The organism is Labilibacter marinus, assembly GCF_001659685.2.
In the GTDB taxonomy this organism is placed as follows: Bacteria; Bacteroidota; Bacteroidia; order Bacteroidales; family Marinilabiliaceae; genus Saccharicrinis; species Saccharicrinis marinus.
Window position 1 is genome coordinate 1 of record NZ_LXYE02000064.1, and the last position, 21,452, is coordinate 21,452.

At 34.6% G+C, this 21,452-nt stretch carries 17 protein-coding genes; 12 read left to right on the forward strand and 5 right to left on the reverse strand.

The window, feature by feature from the left end:
- Positions 1-317: 317 nt before the first annotated feature.
- Both A8L32_RS22410 and A8L32_RS22415 read right to left on the reverse strand, forming a co-directional pair.
- Complete coding sequence (locus A8L32_RS22410) at positions 318-2,129, reverse strand: DUF5723 family protein (RefSeq protein ID WP_066633431.1); 1,812 nt, start codon at positions 2,127-2,129, stop codon at positions 318-320.
- A 31-nt stretch (positions 2,130-2,160) separates the two neighbouring features.
- Positions 2,161-3,756, reverse strand: a complete 1,596-nt coding sequence (locus A8L32_RS22415; protein WP_143525206.1) for a hypothetical protein — start codon at positions 3,754-3,756, stop codon at positions 2,161-2,163.
- Positions 3,757-4,192: 436 nt separating this feature from the next.
- On the opposite strand from A8L32_RS22415, the gene A8L32_RS22420 reads away from it, so the two are divergent.
- The 3 genes from A8L32_RS22420 to A8L32_RS22430 all read left to right on the forward strand — a co-directional run bounded on the left by A8L32_RS22420 (position 4,193) and on the right by A8L32_RS22430 (position 6,641).
- Complete coding sequence (locus tag A8L32_RS22420; RefSeq protein ID WP_066633436.1) at positions 4,193-4,699, forward strand: ferritin; 507 nt, start codon at positions 4,193-4,195, stop codon at positions 4,697-4,699.
- Between the two features lie 152 nt (positions 4,700-4,851).
- On the forward strand, positions 4,852-5,334 hold the full coding sequence (locus A8L32_RS22425; protein ID WP_066633438.1) for a PaaI family thioesterase: 483 nt from the start codon (positions 4,852-4,854) through the stop codon (positions 5,332-5,334).
- 5 nt (positions 5,335-5,339) lie between these two features.
- Positions 5,340-6,641, forward strand: a complete 1,302-nt coding sequence (locus A8L32_RS22430) for a voltage-gated chloride channel family protein (RefSeq protein ID WP_066633439.1) — start codon at positions 5,340-5,342, stop codon at positions 6,639-6,641.
- A gap of 116 nt (positions 6,642-6,757) precedes the next feature.
- Here the strand turns inward: A8L32_RS22430 and A8L32_RS22435 are convergent, their stop codons facing one another.
- Positions 6,758-7,402: a hypothetical protein gene (locus tag A8L32_RS22435; RefSeq protein ID WP_075591612.1), complete on the reverse strand. Its 645-nt coding sequence runs from the start codon at positions 7,400-7,402 to the stop codon at positions 6,758-6,760.
- Between the two features lie 312 nt (positions 7,403-7,714).
- Here A8L32_RS22435 and A8L32_RS22440 point away from each other — a divergent pair, with 312 nt between their 5' ends.
- The 3 genes from A8L32_RS22440 to A8L32_RS22450 are packed head-to-tail and all read left to right on the forward strand — an operon-like array spanning position 7,715 to position 11,290.
- Positions 7,715-8,827 carry a lactonase family protein gene (locus A8L32_RS22440; protein WP_083631471.1) on the forward strand — a complete coding sequence of 371 codons (1,113 nt, stop codon included), beginning with the start codon at positions 7,715-7,717 and terminating at the stop codon, positions 8,825-8,827.
- A gap of 59 nt (positions 8,828-8,886) precedes the next feature.
- Positions 8,887-11,064 (forward strand): DUF3352 domain-containing protein, encoded by a 2,178-nt coding sequence (locus tag A8L32_RS22445; protein WP_066633446.1) that lies wholly within the window; start codon positions 8,887-8,889, stop codon positions 11,062-11,064.
- A 1-nt stretch (position 11,065) separates the two neighbouring features.
- Positions 11,066-11,290 carry an Imm17 family immunity protein gene (locus A8L32_RS22450; protein WP_083631472.1) on the forward strand — a complete coding sequence of 75 codons (225 nt, stop codon included), beginning with the start codon at positions 11,066-11,068 and terminating at the stop codon, positions 11,288-11,290.
- A gap of 75 nt (positions 11,291-11,365) precedes the next feature.
- On the opposite strand, the gene A8L32_RS22455 is transcribed toward A8L32_RS22450, so the two are convergent.
- Positions 11,366-12,064 (reverse strand): YkgJ family cysteine cluster protein, encoded by a 699-nt coding sequence (locus A8L32_RS22455; RefSeq protein ID WP_158027285.1) that lies wholly within the window; start codon positions 12,062-12,064, stop codon positions 11,366-11,368.
- A gap of 166 nt (positions 12,065-12,230) precedes the next feature.
- On the opposite strand from A8L32_RS22455, the gene A8L32_RS22460 reads away from it, so the two are divergent.
- Positions 12,231-13,676, forward strand: a complete 1,446-nt coding sequence (locus tag A8L32_RS22460) for a sensor histidine kinase (RefSeq protein WP_066633453.1) — start codon at positions 12,231-12,233, stop codon at positions 13,674-13,676.
- A 6-nt stretch (positions 13,677-13,682) separates the two neighbouring features.
- Here the strand turns inward: A8L32_RS22460 and A8L32_RS22465 are convergent, their stop codons facing one another.
- Complete coding sequence (locus tag A8L32_RS22465; protein WP_066633456.1) at positions 13,683-13,982, reverse strand: hypothetical protein; 300 nt, start codon at positions 13,980-13,982, stop codon at positions 13,683-13,685.
- Positions 13,983-14,254: 272 nt separating this feature from the next.
- On the opposite strand from A8L32_RS22465, the gene A8L32_RS22470 reads away from it, so the two are divergent.
- From A8L32_RS22470 to A8L32_RS22490, 5 genes are all read left to right on the forward strand, one after another.
- A complete protein-coding gene (locus tag A8L32_RS22470; RefSeq protein ID WP_066633459.1) occupies positions 14,255-15,490 on the forward strand; it encodes a DEAD/DEAH box helicase in 1,236 nt (411 codons plus the stop codon).
- A gap of 297 nt (positions 15,491-15,787) precedes the next feature.
- A complete protein-coding gene (locus tag A8L32_RS22475; RefSeq protein WP_066633462.1) occupies positions 15,788-17,266 on the forward strand; it encodes a xylulokinase in 1,479 nt (492 codons plus the stop codon).
- A 96-nt stretch (positions 17,267-17,362) separates the two neighbouring features.
- The gene (gene xylA / locus A8L32_RS22480; RefSeq protein ID WP_066633465.1) at positions 17,363-18,688 is read left to right on the forward strand and encodes a xylose isomerase; all 1,326 of its coding nucleotides are present in this window, start codon (positions 17,363-17,365) and stop codon (positions 18,686-18,688) included.
- Between the two features lie 105 nt (positions 18,689-18,793).
- A complete protein-coding gene (gene xylE / locus A8L32_RS22485; protein WP_066633468.1) occupies positions 18,794-20,209 on the forward strand; it encodes a D-xylose transporter XylE in 1,416 nt (471 codons plus the stop codon).
- Positions 20,210-20,469: 260 nt separating this feature from the next.
- Entirely contained in the window at positions 20,470-21,438 is a 969-nt protein-coding gene (locus tag A8L32_RS22490) for an ROK family protein (RefSeq protein ID WP_066633474.1), read from the forward strand.
- The last annotated feature ends 14 nt before the right edge of the window (positions 21,439-21,452 follow it).

Here is a 21,452-nt window from a genome sequence, read left to right on the forward strand (position 1 = left end):
AGAATGTGTAAGAGGTAAATCTAGGAGGTAGCTTAGGCTACTATTTTTTAGTTATAGGCAACTAGAGCTTACTTAACTTTTTTAAATCTTTAATATTAATAAGGTTAAATGGGAGTGATACGCAATTCTAAATAATCAAATTTTAATAGCTCCACAGTGAGAAAAGATTAATAGGAACTGATTTTTATAAACCCTTTCTAATGAAGAAGAGAGTCGTTTATAGGTTTAAGTGGCTTTATATTATTCAGGTATAGTAAACCATACATCCTTTAAGTGGAAAAGTGATGAAGATACTTTGTAGTATTAAATGATAGATATTATTTCTTTACCACGCTAAGTAACCAAGCATTATGAAATTCAAATTGATTCTGAGTTCTATACTCATTTCTTATTTTGCGGGCTGTATCTGTATCTCCATCGTTTTCGTATACATACACGTAATAATATTCCTTTTCTGTTAAAAAACCGTAGTTATTTTCAAATCCTGCTTTTGTTAACTTACGACTATAATTATTTGCGTTAGTCTTGGATAAAAATGCGCCTACCACAATGTAGTGTCCTAATGGAATTTCATCTTTATGGTTTCCTTGGGAAACAATGATAGGAGCTTCATCTATAACTGGATTAGATAGAGGCTTAGGAGAAACAATAGGAATAACCGTTTTTTGAATTGATGCGTCAACAATTTCCAATTCATTATCAGCTACTTCTTCAACCTGTGGTTCTTGATATGGAATAGCTTGAGCACGTGTGGGTATTACTAATTTTTTATTTTTTTTGGCTTTATTTTTACCAAATACAAGGTTAATTCCTACACGTGCACTTACTAGAGAAGCTGCATCTGGCTGAATTAATGAGGTAAGTGATTCTGTAGTTCCATATATCTGAAAAGCTCCTAATTCTACAGATGCTCCTACTCCAATCAAACCAACTTGTCCGTTACGCATGGCCACATTCATTGTAGCATTAAATATTCGTTGCGGTTGAAAGTTATAATATGCACCAATAGCGTATTGTGTTTTACCATCAAATAAGGCAACATTACCCACTGTTCCGACATGATGTTTAGGATGAAAGGCATAATCGAATCCCGCATTAACTTTAGCGGTTAATGTTGACCTATACTTGATACCTTCTTCTTCAAAAGATTCAAATAGATTTTCAAGCGAGTCCAATTCATTTTGAATATAATCATCAGAGTCTCTGTTGTCAATAACCTTTAGAATTTCAAAACCTTTAAATGAATAATCTACAGGGTTGTATTTAATTTCTTTCGTATCATTATTCCAATTAATATACCCTAAATCTACAATAGAAGCAGAAACCTTAATTTTCTCGTTTATTTTATAATTAGCACCAAAATCAAATGCAAAGCCATTGTTTTTGTTTTTTCCTGGTAAGGTATTCGTTAATAGGGTAGAAATATTCTCATCTTCATTATTCTCTATTAAGTTAAAACCTGCAGTGCGGGCAGAAAATCCTTGATGTTTGATACGGATTTCTTCTTCATTTGTTTTTACATAGCCGTCAATATCCTTTAATTCAATATTGGTTAATCCAGCTAAATACTTCAGCTTAACTCCAACCGTAAGTTTATCATTAATATCTCTAGCATACCCCAGTGCAATTTCATGGTACGAGAGTTGACTCCCTCCTAATGAATTCAGCTCTATCTTTTTGCCTATAATATCTGGATGGGCATTACCGTAGATTGCCATTTTTATAAAATCATCAGAATAAGCTAAAGTAGAACGTACTCTATCATTAAAATTTAAAGAAAAGTGATTTTTCTTTAAATTAAGAGCCAAGTGAAAAAGCTGTACATCAGCATTTAGATTCAAAAAGTTTTGCTTATTTAAATTACTCGCTATTTTATCAAAGTCGAGATTATATGAATTATTCTGCTTTGAGAAGATATTATTAAAAGAAAGCTGATCGGCATTAAAGCTAGCTCTTGTTGATGCTAGTACAGGAAAACCAAAAACTACCTTATGATTGGAGTAGAAAGAAGGGTTGAGCTCTTGCGATTGTGAAACGCTATAATTAAGGTTGTATAGTGATATTTCACCTTGTCCCCAAAGTGCCACTGAGCTATATATAAGTGCTATGACGAGTAATAATTTTCGCATAAGTGATTTTTCTTAAAGTAAAAAGGCTTGGTTATTCAATAACTCCAAAAGTAGTTTGTCCGAAAATATTTATTTTCAGTTTATCTTCCTCTTTAAATCGTACCGATTTGGATAATGCTTCAGGTGTGTTGAAAATTATTAATATTGCAAGCTTATGTGAAGGAGTAATTTTATGAAGTTTTTCCTTGCTTAAATTAATGATGAACGAATTTTCGGCACTTCCTATTACATTACCTTCGGAATCTATTTGAGCCGGAAGTATAACATGTTTATTTCCTGCAATCAGGCTGTCTAATACTGTTTGTGACTCATCAATAAAGTAGCCTTGCAAGTATGCATCAAGAGGCAGGCTATTCGTTGTTGTTATTTTAAGTAGCGCATTTTCAACATCGTCAAAACTTTCTCCATCAAAATCGTAAGTTTCCCTTATCGAAATATTTTTAATAGCTCCATGCAAAGGTACTTCTAATAAAACATTAGCAGCCAGTTTTGAAGTATCTAATACAAATTGTTCATCTGATAGATTATCAGGGTTTACTTTACCTACGATGGAATACAAAATACTATCAGGTTGGTAATTTAATAATTCAGGTATGTTAGAGTTGCTTTTATCAATATCTATCTGAGTTAGTATAGATTGTCCCTCTATAGTTGGGTGGTTAATAGTAATTGGATCATCGATAATTTCACCTGTCATAGATAATGGTAATTTGTCATCTGATAAGGAAACAATTCTATCGAAAAGAATATTCATAGGAGCTCCGATTGAGTTTCTAATTTTAAAGTGAAATTTTGGATCCTCAAGTTGATATATTCCTTTCTTAATTTCGTCGGTATAATTTAATCTAAAGTATTTAGCTTCAGGGGCTATGTCTCGTTGAGCAAATGAAGCAGTAAGTTTTGCAAAATTAAGATCTACTAATTCAATACCTAATTGAAAGCCATCGGTACTTGACATTGCCGAGCCATCATAATTTAAAGTAATATGTGTGGTGATTTTAAATTTATTGTTTTCTGTGTTAGTTGATGGTCGAAGATTAACTACCGCTTCTTCAAGGCTAGTAGTTTCTGAATGTGTTTGGGTGCCCGCAGAACTCCAAGCATAATTTAAAGTAACTGGACTATTATTGACTAGTAAAGAATGAAAAACGACCTCTATTTCTCCTGTAACCGGAATATTTCCATCTAAAGTGAAATTCATATTACCATCATGTAGTAATATTTCATAAATTCTATCACCGTCGGGACTATCTAGATCAAACGTAAATTCTTCGGTAGTTTCTAATGTAGCACTTATTCCTGTTGCAGGTATAGTTTCAGATGCTTTAATAAATGTTCCAAAGGTTTGGTTAGGAACAGTAAATATTTCACTAGCTGTTTGTGAAAATATGGAAGGTTGTTTATATACAAATATTGTAGTGCCATCATCTGCATAGGTAACATCTAAGTTTTTTTGAGATAGCTCTTTACCTAAATCACTAATGGTAAAGTCTCCATTAATTAGTGGTAAGGCCCAACTCGAATTCCAGCTATCGCTTTCTATTGAATCTATTTTATTGCTTAGTTCTTTTACACACGAGCATAAAAACAAAGGTACAATAACGGCTATTGATGCTATTTTTTTCATAAAACTTAAACTCATTAAACAATAAATAGAATTCCACATAACAATAGGCATATAATCATAGTTGGTGAAATCATCTACTAGTACAGGTCTACGCTTTGATAATAAAAGGGTTTCGATACAAATAAGTAATGTGATACCTTTTTTGTTTTTTTACTTTTCTAAAGAAAAGATCGAAATATTTTATTGATTTCTATTACCGGAGTAAATTATTAGGAAAACTCCTATTCGAACCTTACAATAGAAGTTAATTTAAGCAAGATATTTGTTGATTGAAGTGTTGTTAATGACGTGCAGTGAAATGTACTATCTAATTGATTGTGTAGACGAATTCTAAATAACTGATAGTAGGTGTAAAAACATACTTTTTTATCCGATTTAATTTTAATTTTGGGGACTATAGAAGTGTAGAATATATAATAAATAAAAATATACGATTATGTTGAAAAAAACTGTAGAGGAAATCTTGGTAAGACAAATTGAAAGAGAAGCATATTCTTCAAACTTATATTTGTCAATGGCTTCTTGGGCTGAAACTAACGGACTTGGTGGTGTTTCTGAGTGGATGTATTCACAAGCAGAAGAGGAAAAAATGCATCTTTTAAAGTTCATGAAATATGTGAATGAGCGTGGCGGAAAAGCGGTTATTCCTGCTGTTGCTCAACCACCTGCAGAGTTTAAAAATGTACAAGATATCTTTGAGCAAACATTAGAGCATGAGCGATTTGTTACTGAAAGTATTAACGAAATTGTTGGTGTATGTTTAGAGGAGAAAGATTTTACTACACACAATTGGATTCAGTGGTTTGTAACTGAGCAAATTGAGGAGGAAGCTTCAGTCTCTGGTATTATTGACAAACTTAAATTATTAGACGGACATAACTTATACATGTTCGATCGTGATGTTGTTGGAATGCGTGGAGCAATTCCAGGAAGTCAGCAATAAACGCAATGTAGTAACCATTAAGTGGTAAACTATTAAATATATAGTGCCGGTGAGTTAAATGCTTTCCGGCATTTTTATTTTCTGTACAATAAAAAACATCTACTTTTGATGAGTAGTAAACCAAATGAGTATAGAAAGTAAGATTTAATCATATGAAAAAAATAATTAACCCATTTGTACATAGCGACAAACATGATTATAAGTGTTTTGGATGTTCTCCGTTAAATGATATAGGTTTAAAACTAGAATTTTGGGATGCAGGTGAGGAGATTATTTGTAAATGGTTGCCTAAAAAACAATTCGAAGGTTATTTAAATGTTGTTCACGGTGGGATTCAAGCGACTATACACGATGAAATTGCTAGCTGGACAGTTTATACCAAGTGCAAAACTGCTGGAGTTACTTCAAATTTAGATGTTCGTTATAAAAGCCCTTTGATGATTACCGATAAAGAAATGACTTTTAAAGCCAATGTTGAATCGGTTAATAAACGACTTGCTATCATTAAGACAACAATTGAGGATGGTGATGGGAAGATTTGTTCCATAGGAAAAGTAACTTACTTTTTATTTCCTCAAGATATGGCCAAGGAAAAATACCAATATCCAGGAGTGGAGGCATTTTACGAAAACTAACATTCATGAGTCTTAAGAAAAAACTAAAACAAAATATACCTCAGGGATTTATTCCTTCGTTACTATATTTAGGAAAGTGGATTTTACTATGTGCGATAGTAGGCTTGTTAGCTGGGTCAGCTTCTGCTATTTTTTTAATATCATTGGAATGGGCTACTCAATTACGTGAGGCTAATTTATGGATTATTGCACTTTTACCGTTGGGAGGATTGGTCATTGGTTTGGTGTATCATTATTATGGTCAGAGTGTAGTTAAAGGGAATAACCAAATACTGCAGGAGTTTCATAGTCCTAAAAAAATAATTCCTTTAAAGATGGCTCCCTTGGTGTTGTTAAGTACTGTGGTTACGCATCTTTTTGGAGGGTCTGCTGGTCGAGAGGGAACGGCCATCCAAATGGGAGGGGCTATTGCCGATCAGTTTACTAAAATATTTAAGCTCAAAGCTGAGGATAGAAGAATATTGTTGGTTACTGGCGTTAGTGCTGGTTTTGCTTCTATTTTTGGAACGCCTTTGGCTGGGGCCGTATTTGCCTTGGAAGTGTTTGTAGTTGGAAGGATGCGTTATGATGCTATTATTCCTAGCTTTTTAGCGGCAGTTTTTGCCAACGAAGCTGCACATTTATGGCCTGTTCATCATACACATTATGCTATCCCTTTTGTACCTGATTTATGGGCGCCACAGTTATTATGGGCTTTGCTGGCGGGAGTTTGTTTTGGGTTGGCAGGTATGCTGTTCTCAAATGCTACCCACTATTGGGGAGAGTTTTTTAAGAAGACTATTAAATATCCTCCATTGCGACCAGTTATTGGAGGTGTAGTGATCGCATTATCTGTTGGCGCTATTTATTATTTTTCGAGAGAAAATACCACACGTTGGATAGGTTTAGGTGTACCTGTTATAGTTGAATCGTTTGAGCAACAATTACCATTTTCAGATTTCCTATTAAAAATACTCTTTACCTCGTTTACCTTGGGAGCAGGGTTTAAAGGTGGTGAAGTAACACCTTTGTTTTTTACTGGAGCGGCTTTAGGAAGCGCACTTTCTATTTTTATTCCTTTACCAGTAGCATTGTTGGCAGGTATGGGTTTTGTAGCTGTTTTTTCAGGAGCTACCAATACACCTATTGCTTGTACTTTAATGGGCATAGAGCTGTTTGGTTCGGAAGCAGGCGTTTTTATTGGAATTGCCTGTGCTACAGCTTACTTATTTTCGGGTCATACAGGAATTTATGGAGAGCAGATTATTGGAAGTCCAAAGAACTTTTTGTTTGGATCTGATAAAGGCAAAAAGCTAAATCAATTATAGGGCATAAAAAAAGCAGTAATTGAGTTTCGTTTCAATTACTGCTTGGGGACAATATATTGCATATATGTAAAATTAAATGTTATCCATGTGTTTCTTTAATTAGTTCGAGTCAACCTCTATTTAAAAGCAAGCACTTGGTCCTGAACAATTACAAAAGAATTAACATCCATCATCCAATTTTCTAAAGCTAGCGTAGGTTCGTTTTCTTCAGGAATAAAAGCATGAATATCTGTCATCCATTCTTCTAAAGCCAATTCAGGAAAGTTAACTTCATTTACAAATTCGTTAACATCAGTCATCCAGTTCTCTACAACTAATGTTGGTAGCTCTGTTTCAGGGATAAAAGCTTGTAAATCTGTCATCCACTCTTCTAAAGCTAATTCTGTATTTTCTACATCAGTTACAAAATCATTTACATTAGTCATCCAGTTTTCAAGAGCCAATTCAGGTTCCATATTTTCTTCAACAAAAGAATCTACATCAGTCATCCAATCTTCTAATGCCATTAATTCATCTTCATTTTCAACCTCAACAAAAGCAGTTGGGTTCAACATCCATTCTTCCATCACTAAAGTTTCTTCCATTTCCTCTTCGTTTAACGAAGTAAGTAATACATCAAAATTAGATGAAACAACAGGTTTAATTGGCATTGGTTCCATTTTTGAAAAGCCAGCAGCAAATGTACTTGTTGATAAAACTACGGTTGATAAAACTAGAGTGAAAATGTTTCTGAAGCGAGTGTTAAGATTTAAAGTTTTCATGGCGTTTATATTTTATCGTTATTATTTTTTAAATGTTTTATAATCAATCACGACAAGGATATTTCAATTGATGTGCCATAAAGTGTAAGTGTCAATTATAGAGATTGTTAAAATAAGTATTTCAAATTCTTTAATAATTTTTGTTGTATTACAATGACACACTATGGTGTACGAAAATGAACATGGAAACAGAATAACGCGTTAAAAGCGATATATGGTCTAATCTGCGAGCAAATATTTCTTTTACTAGTGTATATAATTATCTTTAAGCAGTATTTTTTATTTAAACTAAGGTTATTAATCTCAGCTATCATGTACAGAGTCTTTATTTTACTTTTATTCATCACAAGTTTATTCTCTTGTGTATCGCAAACAGAAAACTCCAAGATGTTAATGTACATCGGAACAACCAATAATGATTCGTTAAAAGGAATTGAGTATTGTTATTTTGATATAAATACAGGAGAAGTAACTGCTGCCAAGGTGGCCAATAGAATAATAAACCCTAATTTTTTAGCTGTTGATAAAGAGAACAAAATGCTTTTTGCTGTTGGAGCTAAAATGAATAATGAAGGTAAGCAAAGCGCTGTAGTTCGTTCATTTTCGGTGAATGAAACCTCTGGAGAACTGACTCAAGTATCAGAAGAAGTAGTTCCTGGAAGAGGACCTTGTTATGTTGCTCAAGATAAAACTAAAGACCATGTAATGGTGGCTTATTATGGTTCGGGTGAATTTTCAGCTTTTAATAATGACGCAGGCAAACTCTCTCATAAAAATATAGTGAAACATGACGGGAATGGGCCTACTAAAAGACAAAAAGGTCCACATGGTCATTCTATCGATGTTGACCCCAACAGTGATTTTATTTATGCGGCTGATTTAGGTATAGACCAGTTAAAGGTATATGAGATGAAAGAAGAAGGTTTGGTTCTGGCAGATTCAGTTGTTTGTCATCCTGGTGCTGGCCCTCGTCATTTTGATTTTTCACCTGATGGTAAAATTCTTGCTGTTTTAAATGAGTTGGACTGTTCGGTAAGCACTTTTCAAAAAGATAAAAAAGGCATATTTAATAAGGCCATGCAAACACTAACCCTATTACCTGATACTTTTACAGGAAATGCAAAAGCTGCCGATATTCACTTTTCGGCCGATGGTAAGTTTTTGTACGCTTCCAATAGAGGATTCAACTGTATAGCAGTTTTTAAGGTGTTAGATAATAAATTAGAGTTTGTAGAGTTTGAAACGGAAGGTGTTAATTGGCCAAGGAATTTTGCCATTGATCCAAGTGGAAAGTTTTTATTGGTGGCTAATCGCGATTCGAACAACATTACCATATATAATAGAAATACGGAAACAGGAGAACTTACCATACTGCCACAAAAAGTAGAAGTGGAACGACCTATTTGCATCAAGTTTTATAACTAGTCTTGAATAAGGTATTAATCATACATAGTCAAAGAGCATTTTAAATAATTATCCATACAATGAAGCAGATTTTTAAGTTTCTTGGCATATTAATACTAGCAGTAATACTGGTAGCTATAGGTGTAATAAGCTATTTTCATTTTGGAGGAAATGCCAATCGTTCACCTATTTCACTTATTGGAGATGATGCCATTATTATTGCCGAAACAGATAACTTATCGGAACTGATGGTTGAGTTCACCCAATCAGATTATTGGAACTCCATATTAGCCAGTGAAATGTTCTCTGAATTTAAAGAAGGTATGGTTTCTTTTAATTCAACCGTTGAAGAAAATAAGTGGATACCTGCTGTTCTTACAAATCAAAAAGTAGCTATTTCAATGCATCCGCTTTCCACTTTTAAAAGTGATTTTTTAATGGTAATGGATGTTAAAAAGTACGGTAGCTTAAATTTGGTTCCTAAAATAGCCAATGCACTGGAGTGGCCCATACAAAGGAATGAAGTGGATAGTATTGGTTTATATTCTGTAGCTATGGAAGATGCAGATTTAACAGTTCATTTAGCTACTATCGATAATTTATTGATTGGTAGTTTGTCGTATCAGTTGGTAGAGAAAACCATTAAAAACAGAAATGCGCATAAACTCCAAAACTCTATTAAAAATAACACTATTGTTTCGGTATATGAAAAACGTCAACTGAATGTATATGTAGATATAAATAAGGTGTTTGAGGTATTTAAGAAAGATGCTAGCAAAAGCTTTTTTAATGGTATCGACTTTTCAATACTAGGTGGGGATTTTTATCAATCATCGTTTGTGTTAGATGGTTTTTCTAGTTATAATGATTCTATTTCATCCCTGTTTAATCCTCTGATGAAATCTACTCCAGGAGAACGAAAAGCGGATAAAGTATTGCCATCAGGAGTCGTATTTTATTCCAATTTTAACGTTTCTAATACTGTCGATTTTTATGAAGATTTTCTATCTCAATATGAATCTATAGACCCCGAAGGTTATGAATCTTACTTAAGTGGTATTAAACTTACTGAATCATATTTAGGAATTAACCTTAAAGAGGATTTGTTTTCATGGATGGACGGTGAAATAGCTCTGGCTAAATTAAGGCCATCCAACAATGCTAGAGAATTAGATTTTGTACTTGCCATGAGTACCAATGATATTGATTTGGCTGAGGAAAAATTAAGTAATATCTCTAAGAAAATAAAAAATAGAACGGCGGTTAGATTTAAACAGCAACACTATAAAAATCATGAAATTAACTTTTTAAACGTAAGTGGATTTTTCAAGCTTTTTTTAGGTGATTTCTTTCAAAATAAAGAGAAGCCGTATTATACCGTGGTGAATAATTTTGTATTATTTAGTAATTCTTCCGATAGGTTAATGGAGGTTATTGATAGCTACTTTGTAGGGAATACGTTAGAGCGTAATACTTCGTTTGCCAAGTTTAATGAGGAGCTGAAAGAAGAGAGTAGTGTAACAGCTTACGTTAATATGCTTAGATTATATGAGCACCTTTATTATTATTCTAATAGAAAAGATAGAGCTGATATAAAGCCATACAAGGAGTTAATGGAAAAAGTAGGATTGGTTGGTCTGCAAATGTTTCCAGAAAATGGTTTTTTAAGAACTCAATTGATTGCAAAACAAGATACAAGCGAAAAACTAAATATTGAACTTGAGCAAATGAATGTTTCTGCTGAGGAGCTAATAATAGATGAGTTTGATAGTTTACAGTTTAAAATTGATTTGGGAGAAGAGTATGTTGAATATGATGGCGACCTGAGCTATTATTTAACGCATCCAGAAAGAGTTCAGGATAGTGTGTTAGTGCACGAAGGTAAATTGGATGATGGTGCGTTGGATGGTTTATGGAAGACTTACTTTTTATCAGGTAATATTGAATCGGTGGTTCCGTATGATGACGGTGCTGTGGATGGTACAGCTATATTTTATTACGATAACGAAAGACATATAATTAGGGCAGAGTTAGAAGTAGATGATGATATTTTAGATGGTGAGTATAAGGAGTTTTATACGGATGGAAATATAAAAGCAAGGCTGTATTTTAAAGATCATAAGCGTTGGGGAGATGCCTTTTTTTATTATAAAAATGGAGCTGTTAAAATAAAAGGGCAGTTTAAAAGAGGTGAGCGCTCTGGTAATTGGAAGTATTATTCCAAAACAGGTGAATTATTAAAAAAGGAAAATTGGTAAAATGGAGAATAGTTTAGTATTAAATGTGTTATTGTTATTTTTTGGAATAGTTATATTTGCCGCAGCAGTTTTTAAGTGGGATTATTTTTTTAATCAACGTAAAGCACAAATGTTGACCAAGGCCATTGGTCTTGTTGGAGCTAGAATATTTTATGCGGTATTAGGTGCTTTATTTACCCTGTTAGGAGCCAATCAACTTTTTAATTTGGGAATACTAAATTTTTAAAAAGTATAAAATGGAAACTTTGGGACATTTAAATTATGACCAAGTTTCCATTAGTTTTATTGTTGTTACTAAAATCTACTTGGTTTCTTCTTCTCCGAAGTAATCTTCAGTAAGCCAGGTTTTATAAAATTCTGGGTTCTTAAAAAGTTTAACCATAAACTCTTCAATGGTTAGTTCTTCCATTTTTCTGCCTTTCCCTTTTAAATAGCCAACAAAACCTTCGTTCATATATTTCCCTGCTTTCAAGAGAAAATCAAATAACTCAGGAAATATTTCTTTATTGCCAGCATTGTCGTATTTCTTTTTGCACGAATCTTTACTAGCCGATAAGTAAATTCGACAAGCCATTGGTCGTACCGAATAAATAGAGCATGAACCATCTGATAAAAACGGGCATGCATGAAGTATCTTTTGCTTGTTTTCTTCTGGAAGGTTCTTAGTCTTTTTAAGTTTCTTTTCTGTTTTGCTTCGTAAGGTCTTTAATTGGTTTTCATCAAATGCTTGCAATATAAATTCATAAATAAGCAATGCCTCCTGTGAGGTCATGTATACAGGTTGATAGCAACAATAAGCGCATCCTTTATGGCAGGCAATAGGTTTATTTTGCTGATGAGTGCGCATTGCAAAGGATTGTGTAAGCTGGCTAATGGCTGCATATTGACTTTGCATGCCTTTAAACAATGGAGTTAAGCTATTAAAGTCCGTAACCTCTCTACTTGCAATTGTATAGCCATCCTTGTAAAAAGTTAAATTAGTTTCTCCTTTACTTTGCATTTTTTCGTTTTCAGCCATTGCTTATAAATAGTTGTATGAATTCGGTCGCAAGTTACTTTTTTTTTACGAGCGAAAAAGATGTTATTAGAATAGGAGCATTAGATCATTGTTTTTTATAGGTATTTGATTATTTTGGGGGTTCTTTAAAAATAACCTATATCATTGTATGAGATACCACTCCTTTTTATCTTCTGAAGATGCTGCTTGGGGCGAGAAGCAAGTTATCCGTTTTAGATGGATATTAATTGCTGCAATCCTTGTTTTAATAGGTTATATATTTCTTTCAGGAGAAACCGAGAGAGCTTTAATTTCGCTCAGTATTGCTGGAGTTTATATTTTTTATAACTCAGTACTCAACCTTTTATTACGAAAATTTAATGGAGCTTCATGGATTAGATATGCATCTTCAACCTTTGATGTAACCTTCCTTTCTTTGCACATTTTTAATTACAGTTATTTTTTCTCGCCTATAGCGGTTTCAACAGCTGCATCCGTTTTTATATATGCTTTATTAATCATGTTATCTGTATTAAGGTATGATGGTAAATTGGTTATTTTTACAACTGCTTATGTGATATTGTGTTATAATGTTGTTTACTTTGTCAGATACCCTCAAATAGATCCGGAGCTTATTCCGCAGGTCGCATCGTCAGGTCCTGAAGGCGTTATTTATAAGAGCGTTTATTTTATATTGATGGGATTCTTCATGTTTAGTATTCCAAAAATGATAAACCGTTTGGTAGAAAAGCAGAATGCCGTAAATAATGAACGACGAGAAATTGAAATTAAACTAGCACTGGAGACGCAACGTAAGGAAATTGCGATGCAAAACTTGATGTTAGAGCAAGAATTAAGTAAGCAATTAAACGAGCAGAAGGAAGTCATCTTAAAACAAAATCAGGATTTAGAAAAGTTGGTGGCAACAAAGGATAAGTTGTTTTCTATCATTGGTCATGATTTACGATCGCCTTTCTGTATTCAGAGTTCACTATCGGAGTATCTGTTGGTAGATTTTGAAAATGTGGAAAAGAAGATACTTTACGAAAACATTAACGCCATACATAAAACGGCTAATAGTGGCTTGGATATGTTAGCAAATTTGATGGACTGGAGCATGTCGCAAAACAGTGCATTTAATCCCAAACCCGTTGATGTTAATATTAAGGAATTTGTTGAGAAAGTAGTCGATCAACAATCTGAAGCCTGGGGTGTAAAAGATATCACTATTAATAAGAATATCAGCGATTGCGTTTGCGCTCATATAGATGAAAAAATGTTTGAGAGTATCTTGCGTAATTTACTTTCAAATGCCATTAAGTTTACTCCAACCAATGGAGAGGTAAGTATTAAAGCCAATAACGAAAATCAGAAATGTATTATTGAAGTTGTAGATAGTGGTGTTGGAATGAGTAAAACGCAATTAGATAGCCTATTTAGCGTAAACAATACCATATCATCATTAGGTACAAATAATGAAAAAGGAACTGGTTTAGGATTAGTTCTTTGTAAAGAAATGGTGGATAAAAATAACGGAATTATTCAAGTAAAAAGCATATTAGGAGAAGGAACTCAATTTGAGATTGCCTTGCCACAACGTGCTTCATATAATTAGTGTGCTCTAGTATTTATAGGCACACCAATTTCTACTCTCTTTGGTAGGTGTTTTTTCATGTATAAGGCTATCTAAAAACTTACCAAACATCAATTCGTCACGCTCTCTTAAGGCGTCATTGTATTCTCTAATAGCATTTTGAAGTTGCGAAAACACAATTTTAACATTGGCTTCCTTAAAACTATTAATAGTTAGGTTATTTAACGAAAGGTATGAATAGTTGTTATCGGTCAATTTATTTAACTGATCTAAAAGTGCATCTCTTTTATTTATTATTAATTGAAAATTTCTTGCCCACTTTTCCATCGTATTTTATTTTAGTTTCAAAAGATAATTTACAAATAACTTAAGTGATTAAAAAGGGTATTGGTAAAAAAAAACTATCATTCTACATTTTTAACATTTAGGTAATGTAAGGCCAATTAAATCAAACAATTAAAATTGATTAAGGTTTTGGTATGCTATCAATTTAAACATTTCGACGGGTTTCTTTAAAGTGTGTATGATTCTAAAGTTATATAGGTCTTTTTTTAGGATTTAATTAAAAGTATCTTTGCAGCCTAATTGTAATATGCGTTATGAAGTTTGAGGATTATTCCATTGCATCTGAAATAAAAACTAGTTTGGCGAAATTAAATTATCGTCGACCAACTGATATACAGTTTAAATCTATCCCACCTATATTAAAAGGGGAGGATGTACTAGCGATTGCGCAAACAGGTACGGGTAAAACGGCAGCGTTTGCCATTCCAATTATTCATCAGTTACATGTTCGTAAGATAAAAGGACGAGGCGATGGTATTAAATGTTTGGTGATGGTTCCTACCCGCGAATTAGCCATTCAAATACATCAGGTTTTCGAAACTTTGGCTAAGCATACCAAAGTAAAAAGTTATTGTGTGTTTGGAGGAGTTGAGGAAGAACCTCAAATTGCTAAACTTGAAAAAGGAATTGATATACTTATAGCAACCCCTGGACGAATGTTTGATTTAGCCAGTAGAGGTTTTATCCGCTTGCAGCGTACTGAAATTTTAGTGTTAGATGAAGCGGATCATATGTTAGATCTTGGTTTTATCAAGGATATTAGGGATTTAATGACTTATTTGCCTAAAAAGAAACAGACCTTATTCTTTTCTGCCACTATCAATGAAGTAATTAAGAAGTTAGCTTATTCATTGGTTAGTAATGCGATTAGAATTCAGATATCACCTAAAAATCCTGTAGCCAGAAATATTGATCACTCGGTTACTTTTATTGAAATGGATGATAAGCGATTCTTTTTAGAGCGTTTAATTAAGGAGAATCCAGAAAGAAAGATATTGGTATTTGTTCGTACTCAGGTAAGATGTGAGCGAGTGGAGAAAGCTATGGCAAGAGTGGATATTGAATCTAAATCATTGCATGGCGGTATGGAACAGGATGAACGCAAAAAGGTGCTTGATTTGTTCCGCCAAGGTGAAATAAAAGTTTTAATTGCCACTGATGTTAGTGCCCGTGGTATTGATATTCCTAAGGTAGAGTTTGTGGTTAATTATGATTTGCCAGAGCTTTCAGAGAATTATGTACATAGAGTAGGACGTACAGGTAGAGGAAAAGAAAAAGGACAAGCCGTTACTTTTTGTAGCACAGAGGAAAAAGATATTCTAACAGAGATTGAAGGGTTTTTAGGTCAGCCAATTAAGCGTTTGGAAGTGGATCGAGAAGATTACTCAACAACCATAGATTTTTCTGCGGAGAGTCATGCTGATTGGAAAACCTTGATGACTGAGCACGAAAAGGAAACCACTAAAAGCAAAAGAAAGAAAAAGAAATAGTAATTTCTATATATAATATTGAGCCTCGGTTGCATTGCAGTCGGGGCTTTTTGGTTTTAAAACGCTGTTTTATGAACGATATCGCATACCATTCTGCTGTCTGTTCTGGTCGATAAATGCTTATTTATCATCAATCTAAATTTATTTTTTTAGATGGGCTATAGCTCCTGTTATTACTGCAAAATAGAAGAGTTCACTTCTCTGAAGAATGAAAAAAAACGTAAAAAAACTTGCACAAATTACCAAAGCATGTAAATTTGCAAACAGAACAGACCAGAACGGATTAAAAATACAGTCATGCAACTATTAGGATTTGATATTGGAAGTTCATCGGTGAAGGTATCGGTGTTAGATGTTGAAAGCGGAGAAACTGTTTCTTCAGCGCAATATCCAGAAAGAGAAATGGAAATTACTGCCATTAAGCCAGGTTGGGCAGAGCAGGATCCAGAATTATGGTACCAAAACTTGAAAAAGGCTTGTCAAAAAGCAATGGCGCATGCCGATGTTAAAAAAGACGAGATTAAAGCCATTGGTATTTCGTATCAAATGCATGGATTAGTAGTTGTAGATAAAAACGGAAAGGTTCTAAGGCCATCTATTATTTGGTGCGATAGCCGTGCAGCTCAATACGGAAACAAAGCATTTGAAGATTTAGGTGAAGAGTGGTGCTTACAAAATCTATTAAATTCTCCAGGTAACTTTACGGCTTCTAAATTGAAGTGGGTAAAAGAAAACGAGCCTGAGTTATATAGTCAGATTGATAAAATTATGCTACCGGGTGATTACATTGCCTTCCGCATGACGGGAGAAACGGTTACTACCATGTCAGGCCTATCAGAAGGTATGTTTTGGGAATTCCCTAAAGATGCAGTTTCTGATAAATTGATGGAATATTATGGATTGGATAAATCATTTATTCCAGAAGCATTGACTTCTTTCTGTGACCAAGGAACAATTACAGATGCTATTGCAGAGGAGTTTGGACTACCGACAGGTATTAAAGTAACTTATCGTGCAGGTGACCAGCCTAACAATGCATTTTCTTTAAATGTATTAAATCCTGGCGAAGTAGCTGCTACTGGAGGAACCTCAGGTGTAGTTTACGGTGTAACAGATAAGAATGTATATGATGATGATTCAAGAGTAAATGCTTTTGCCCATGTGAATCACCAAATGCCAACGCCAAGTTTAGGTGTGCTCTTATGTATTAATGGTACGGGTATCTTAAACTCTTGGATGAATAAAAATGTGGGCAGTGAAGTAAGCTATCCACAAATGAATGATATGGCTGCAGGTGTGCCAATTGGTTCCGATGGTTTAACTATTTTACCTTTCGGTAACGGAGCTGAACGTATCCTTAAAAATGTTGATTACGGTTCGCAAATCAATCACTTAAACTTTAATGTTCATACTCCAGCGCACATGTATCGTGCGGCTCAGGAAGGTATTGCATTCTCCTTTAAATATGGAATGGATATTATGAATGAAATGGGCATCAAAAGTGAATTGATTCGTGCAGGACAGGCAAATATGTTCTTAAGCCCAATCTTCAAACAAACAGTTTCTAATATTTCAGGTGCAACTATCGAGTTGTATAATACAGATGGTTCTGCAGGAGCAGCTCGTGGAGCTGGAGTAGGAGCAGGTGTTTATAAAACATTTGAAGAAGCTTTTGGCGGTTTGAAGAAAGTAGATACTATTGAACCAAATACTGCTGAAGTTGATGCAACCAAGGAAGCTTACGAAAAGTGGAAATCAGCCCTAGGTAAACTATAATCCGCACGGCGGAAGCGAATATGAAAATGGTAACTAGCTCTGGGTTTTAACCTAGAGAAAAAATATAAATAATTTTAATTTCTAAATTCAGAAACGATGGACGTTTTAATTGGTAATAAGGAATACTTTAAAGGTATTGACAAAATTAAATTTGAAGGACCAGAATCTAAAAATCCTTTAGCATTTAAATGGTACGATGAGAACCGTGTAGTTGCAGGAAAAACTATGAAAGAGCACTTGCGTTTTGCAATTGCATATTGGCATACATTCTGCGGAGACGGTGGAGATCCATTTGGACCAGGTACTCAGGTTTTTGAGTGGGACAAAGCTTCAAGCCCAATGGATGCTGCAAAGCAAAAAATGGATGCTGCCTTTGAGTTTATTACTAAAATGGGCGTTCCTCATTACTGTTTCCATGATACTGATTTAGTAGGTGGGGGTTCTGTATTAGATATTGAGAAAAAAATGGCTCAGATTGTAGATGTTGCTAAAGAAAAGCAAGCTGCTTCTGGTGTTAAATTACTTTGGGGTACGGCTAACGTATTCTCTGACCCTCGTTATATGAACGGTGCTGCTACCAACCCAGATTTTAATGTGGTGGCTAACGCAGGTGTTCAAATTAAAAATGCTATCGATGCTACTATCGCTTTAGGTGGTACTGGATATGTATTTTGGGGAGGACGTGAAGGTTATATGAGCTTACACAATACTAACATGAAACAAGAGTTAGATAACCTTGGACGTATGTTAGGAATGGCTCGTGACTATGCACGTAAGCAAGGATTTACTGGTACTTTCTTTATTGAGCCTAAGCCAATGGAGCCAACTAAACACCAGTACGATCAAGATGCGCATACTGTAATCGGTTTCTTGAAAAACTACGGTTTAGATAAAGACTTTAAATTAAATATTGAAGTGAACCATGCTACTTTAGCAAGTCACACAATGGAGCACGAATTAAGAGTAGCAGCTGACAATAACATGTTAGGTTCTATTGACGCTAACAAAGGTGATTACCAAAATGGATGGGATACAGATGAATTCCCAACTAACATTACTGAGTCTACTTGCGCAATGCTTGAAGTATTACAAGGTGGTGGTTTAATTGATGGTGGTATCAACTTTGATGCTAAAGTTCGTCGTAATTCAACTGACCAAGAAGATGCATTTATTGCACATATTGGAGGTATGGATGTATATGCAAGAGCTTTAGTTATTGCTGATAAAATCATGCAAGAGTCAGATTACCTTAAAATGAGAGCAGAGCGTTACGCTTCATTTAATGGTGGTAAAGGAGCTGAATTTGCAGCAGGTGGATTAACACTTGAGGATTTAGCTAAAATTGGTAAAGAAGTAGGTGAACCGAAAATGTTAAGCGGTAAGCAAGAGCTTTACGAGCAAATGTTAAATTGGTATATGTAGATTAATATCAATATCCGGGGCGATTTGATCACCGCCTCGGTATTTTTATTCCTCACACATCAGTTTTGTATTTATAAAAATCACAAAAACTAAATTAATCTACATATGGAAACAGGAAAAAAACCATCGTATATCATATTATTAACCGCTGTAGCAACGCTGGGTGGTTTATTATTTGGTTACGATACTGCTGTTATTTCAGGCACAACGTCATCATTGGGTAATTTCTTTGTTGAGCCTTTGGGTTTGGAAGAAACAGCTGCTAACTCATTAAAAGGTTTTATTATATCAAGTGCGCTAATTGGATGTATTATTGGTGGTATTCTGGGAGGATTACTAAGTTCTAAATATGGACGAAGAAATACCTTATTAGTAGCTGCATTTTTATTCTTTATTTCTGCATTAGGATCAGCATTTCCTGAAATAGGAATTCGTTCTTTTGGTGAAGCCGATCATACTTTTGTTTGGCATTTTATTGTTTATAGAATTATTGGAGGAATTGGTGTTGGTTTAGCATCTATGATTTCTCCTATGTATATATCAGAGATAGCACCTGCAGAGAAAAGAGGTACGCTCGTATCTTTTAATCAGTTTGCTATCATCTTTGGTATGTTAGTGGTGTATTTCGTAAACTACGGAATTGCAAGCTCTGGAGACGACCAGTGGTTAAATGATATTGGTTGGAGGTATATGTTTGCTTCGGAAATGATTCCTGCAGGACTGTTCTTAGTGGCCTTGTTTTTTGTGCCTGAAACACCTCGATTTATGGCGCTTCGTGGACAAGACGAGAATGCCTTGAGGGTATTAGGTAAAATTAATGGTGCCGAAAAAGCGAAAGCTATTCTTGCCGACATTAAAAATACAGTAGAAAGCCATTCTGGTAAATTATTTTCTTACGGTATTGGAGTTATTGTTATTGGGATATTATTATCTGCATTCCAGCAATTTGTTGGAATCAACGTGGTCTTGTATTACGCTCCAGAGATTTTCAAAAAGATGGGTTCTGGAACAGATGTGGCCTTGATGCAAACCATAATTGTTGGAGCGATCAACTTAACATTTACTGTAGTAGCTATTTTAACGGTTGATAAGTTTGGTCGTAAACCATTGATGATTATTGGAGCTGTCGGTATGGCTATTTCTATGATTTTCTTAGGTACTACATTCTATATGCAAAGCGTGGGAATGACTGCCTTAATATGTATGTTAGTTTATACGGCATCATTTGCCATGAGTTGGGGGCCGGTCTGTTGGGTGTTACTTGCTGAAATTTTCCCAAACAAAATTCGAAGCAAAGCGCTAGCAATTGCAGTAGCTTGTCAATGGGTTTCCAACTGGTTAGTATCGGTGACGTTCCCTATGATGAATGATAGTACTTGGCTTACCGATAAATTCCATAATGGTTTTGCATTTTGGATTTATGGAGTAATGGGTGTCTTAGCTGCCATTTTTGTATGGAAATGGGTTCCAGAAACGAAAGGAAAAACTTTAGAAGAAATGGAAGGTGTATGGGAGAAATAGTCCTATAACCCGATAAAAATATAGTTGTTTTTTACCCCTAAAGGTAAGTTGATCGAAACGTTCGGTTAGCTTACCTTTTTTTTTGTTTCATACTTTTGGTCAAGCCAAAAATATGAAGTTGGGTTTGGGCTGAAAGCCCAATCAAATAAAGTATTAGGACAAAATTAGTTTTATATCATTAACTTCTGCTTTTTATTTTTATTTTTGGGCTACCTGTGCTAAAATTATAAAACATTAAATTCCAAAAAATTATTAAAACGATGAAAAAAGTATCTGTAGGAGTAGATATAGGAGGAACAAATACAGCCATTGGTGTTGTTGATGAAGCTGGTAAAGTAATTGTAAAAGGTGGTATTGAAACCCCAAGTCATGGAGATATTGAAAAATATATGGACGATTTAGCGAAAGCTATTCGTGATATGTTAAATTCTACGGGTGAAATACTAACCGTATTAGGTATTGGAGTTGGTGCTCCTAATGGAAACTATTATAGTGGAACCATTGAATATGCACCCAATTTATCTTTTCAAGGCGTTATTCCGTTTGTAGAGTTATTAAAAAAGCGTTTCCCAGAATTAGATCATGTGGCTTTAACCAATGATGCTAATGCAGCTACCATTGGAGAAATGATATACGGCGGAGCAAAAGGAATGAAAAACTTTGTGATGTTTACCTTAGGTACTGGAGTAGGTTCTGGTATTGTGGTAAATGGAGATTTAGTTTATGGAGCGGATGGATTTGCTGGGGAATGTGGTCACACCACATTAGTACCAGACGGAAGATTATGTGGATGTGGTGCTAAAGGTCATTTAGAGGCTTATTGTTCTGCACCAGGTATGAAACGTACAGCGTTTGAATTAATGGCAAAATATAATGCTACAGACTCAAAAATGGCAGATAAGTCATTCAATGAGTTAGATTCAAAAATGATTTACGATGCTGCAGAAGCTGGCGATAAAGTGGCTTTAGAGGTATTTGAATTGACGGGTAAATACCTTGGTCAAGGATTAGCTGATACAGTTCACCATTTGAGCCCAGAAGCCGTATTTTTATTTGGAGGTCCGACTGCTGCTGGAGAGTATATTTTTAAGCCTACTAAAGAAAGTATGGAAGAGCATTTACTTCCTATCTTCAAGGATAAAATTCAAATTCTTCCTTCTAAGTTAGATAGTGGTGATGCTGCTATTGTTGGAGCAAGTGCCCTTGTATATAAAGAAATGGAGAAATAATTAAGACGACAGTT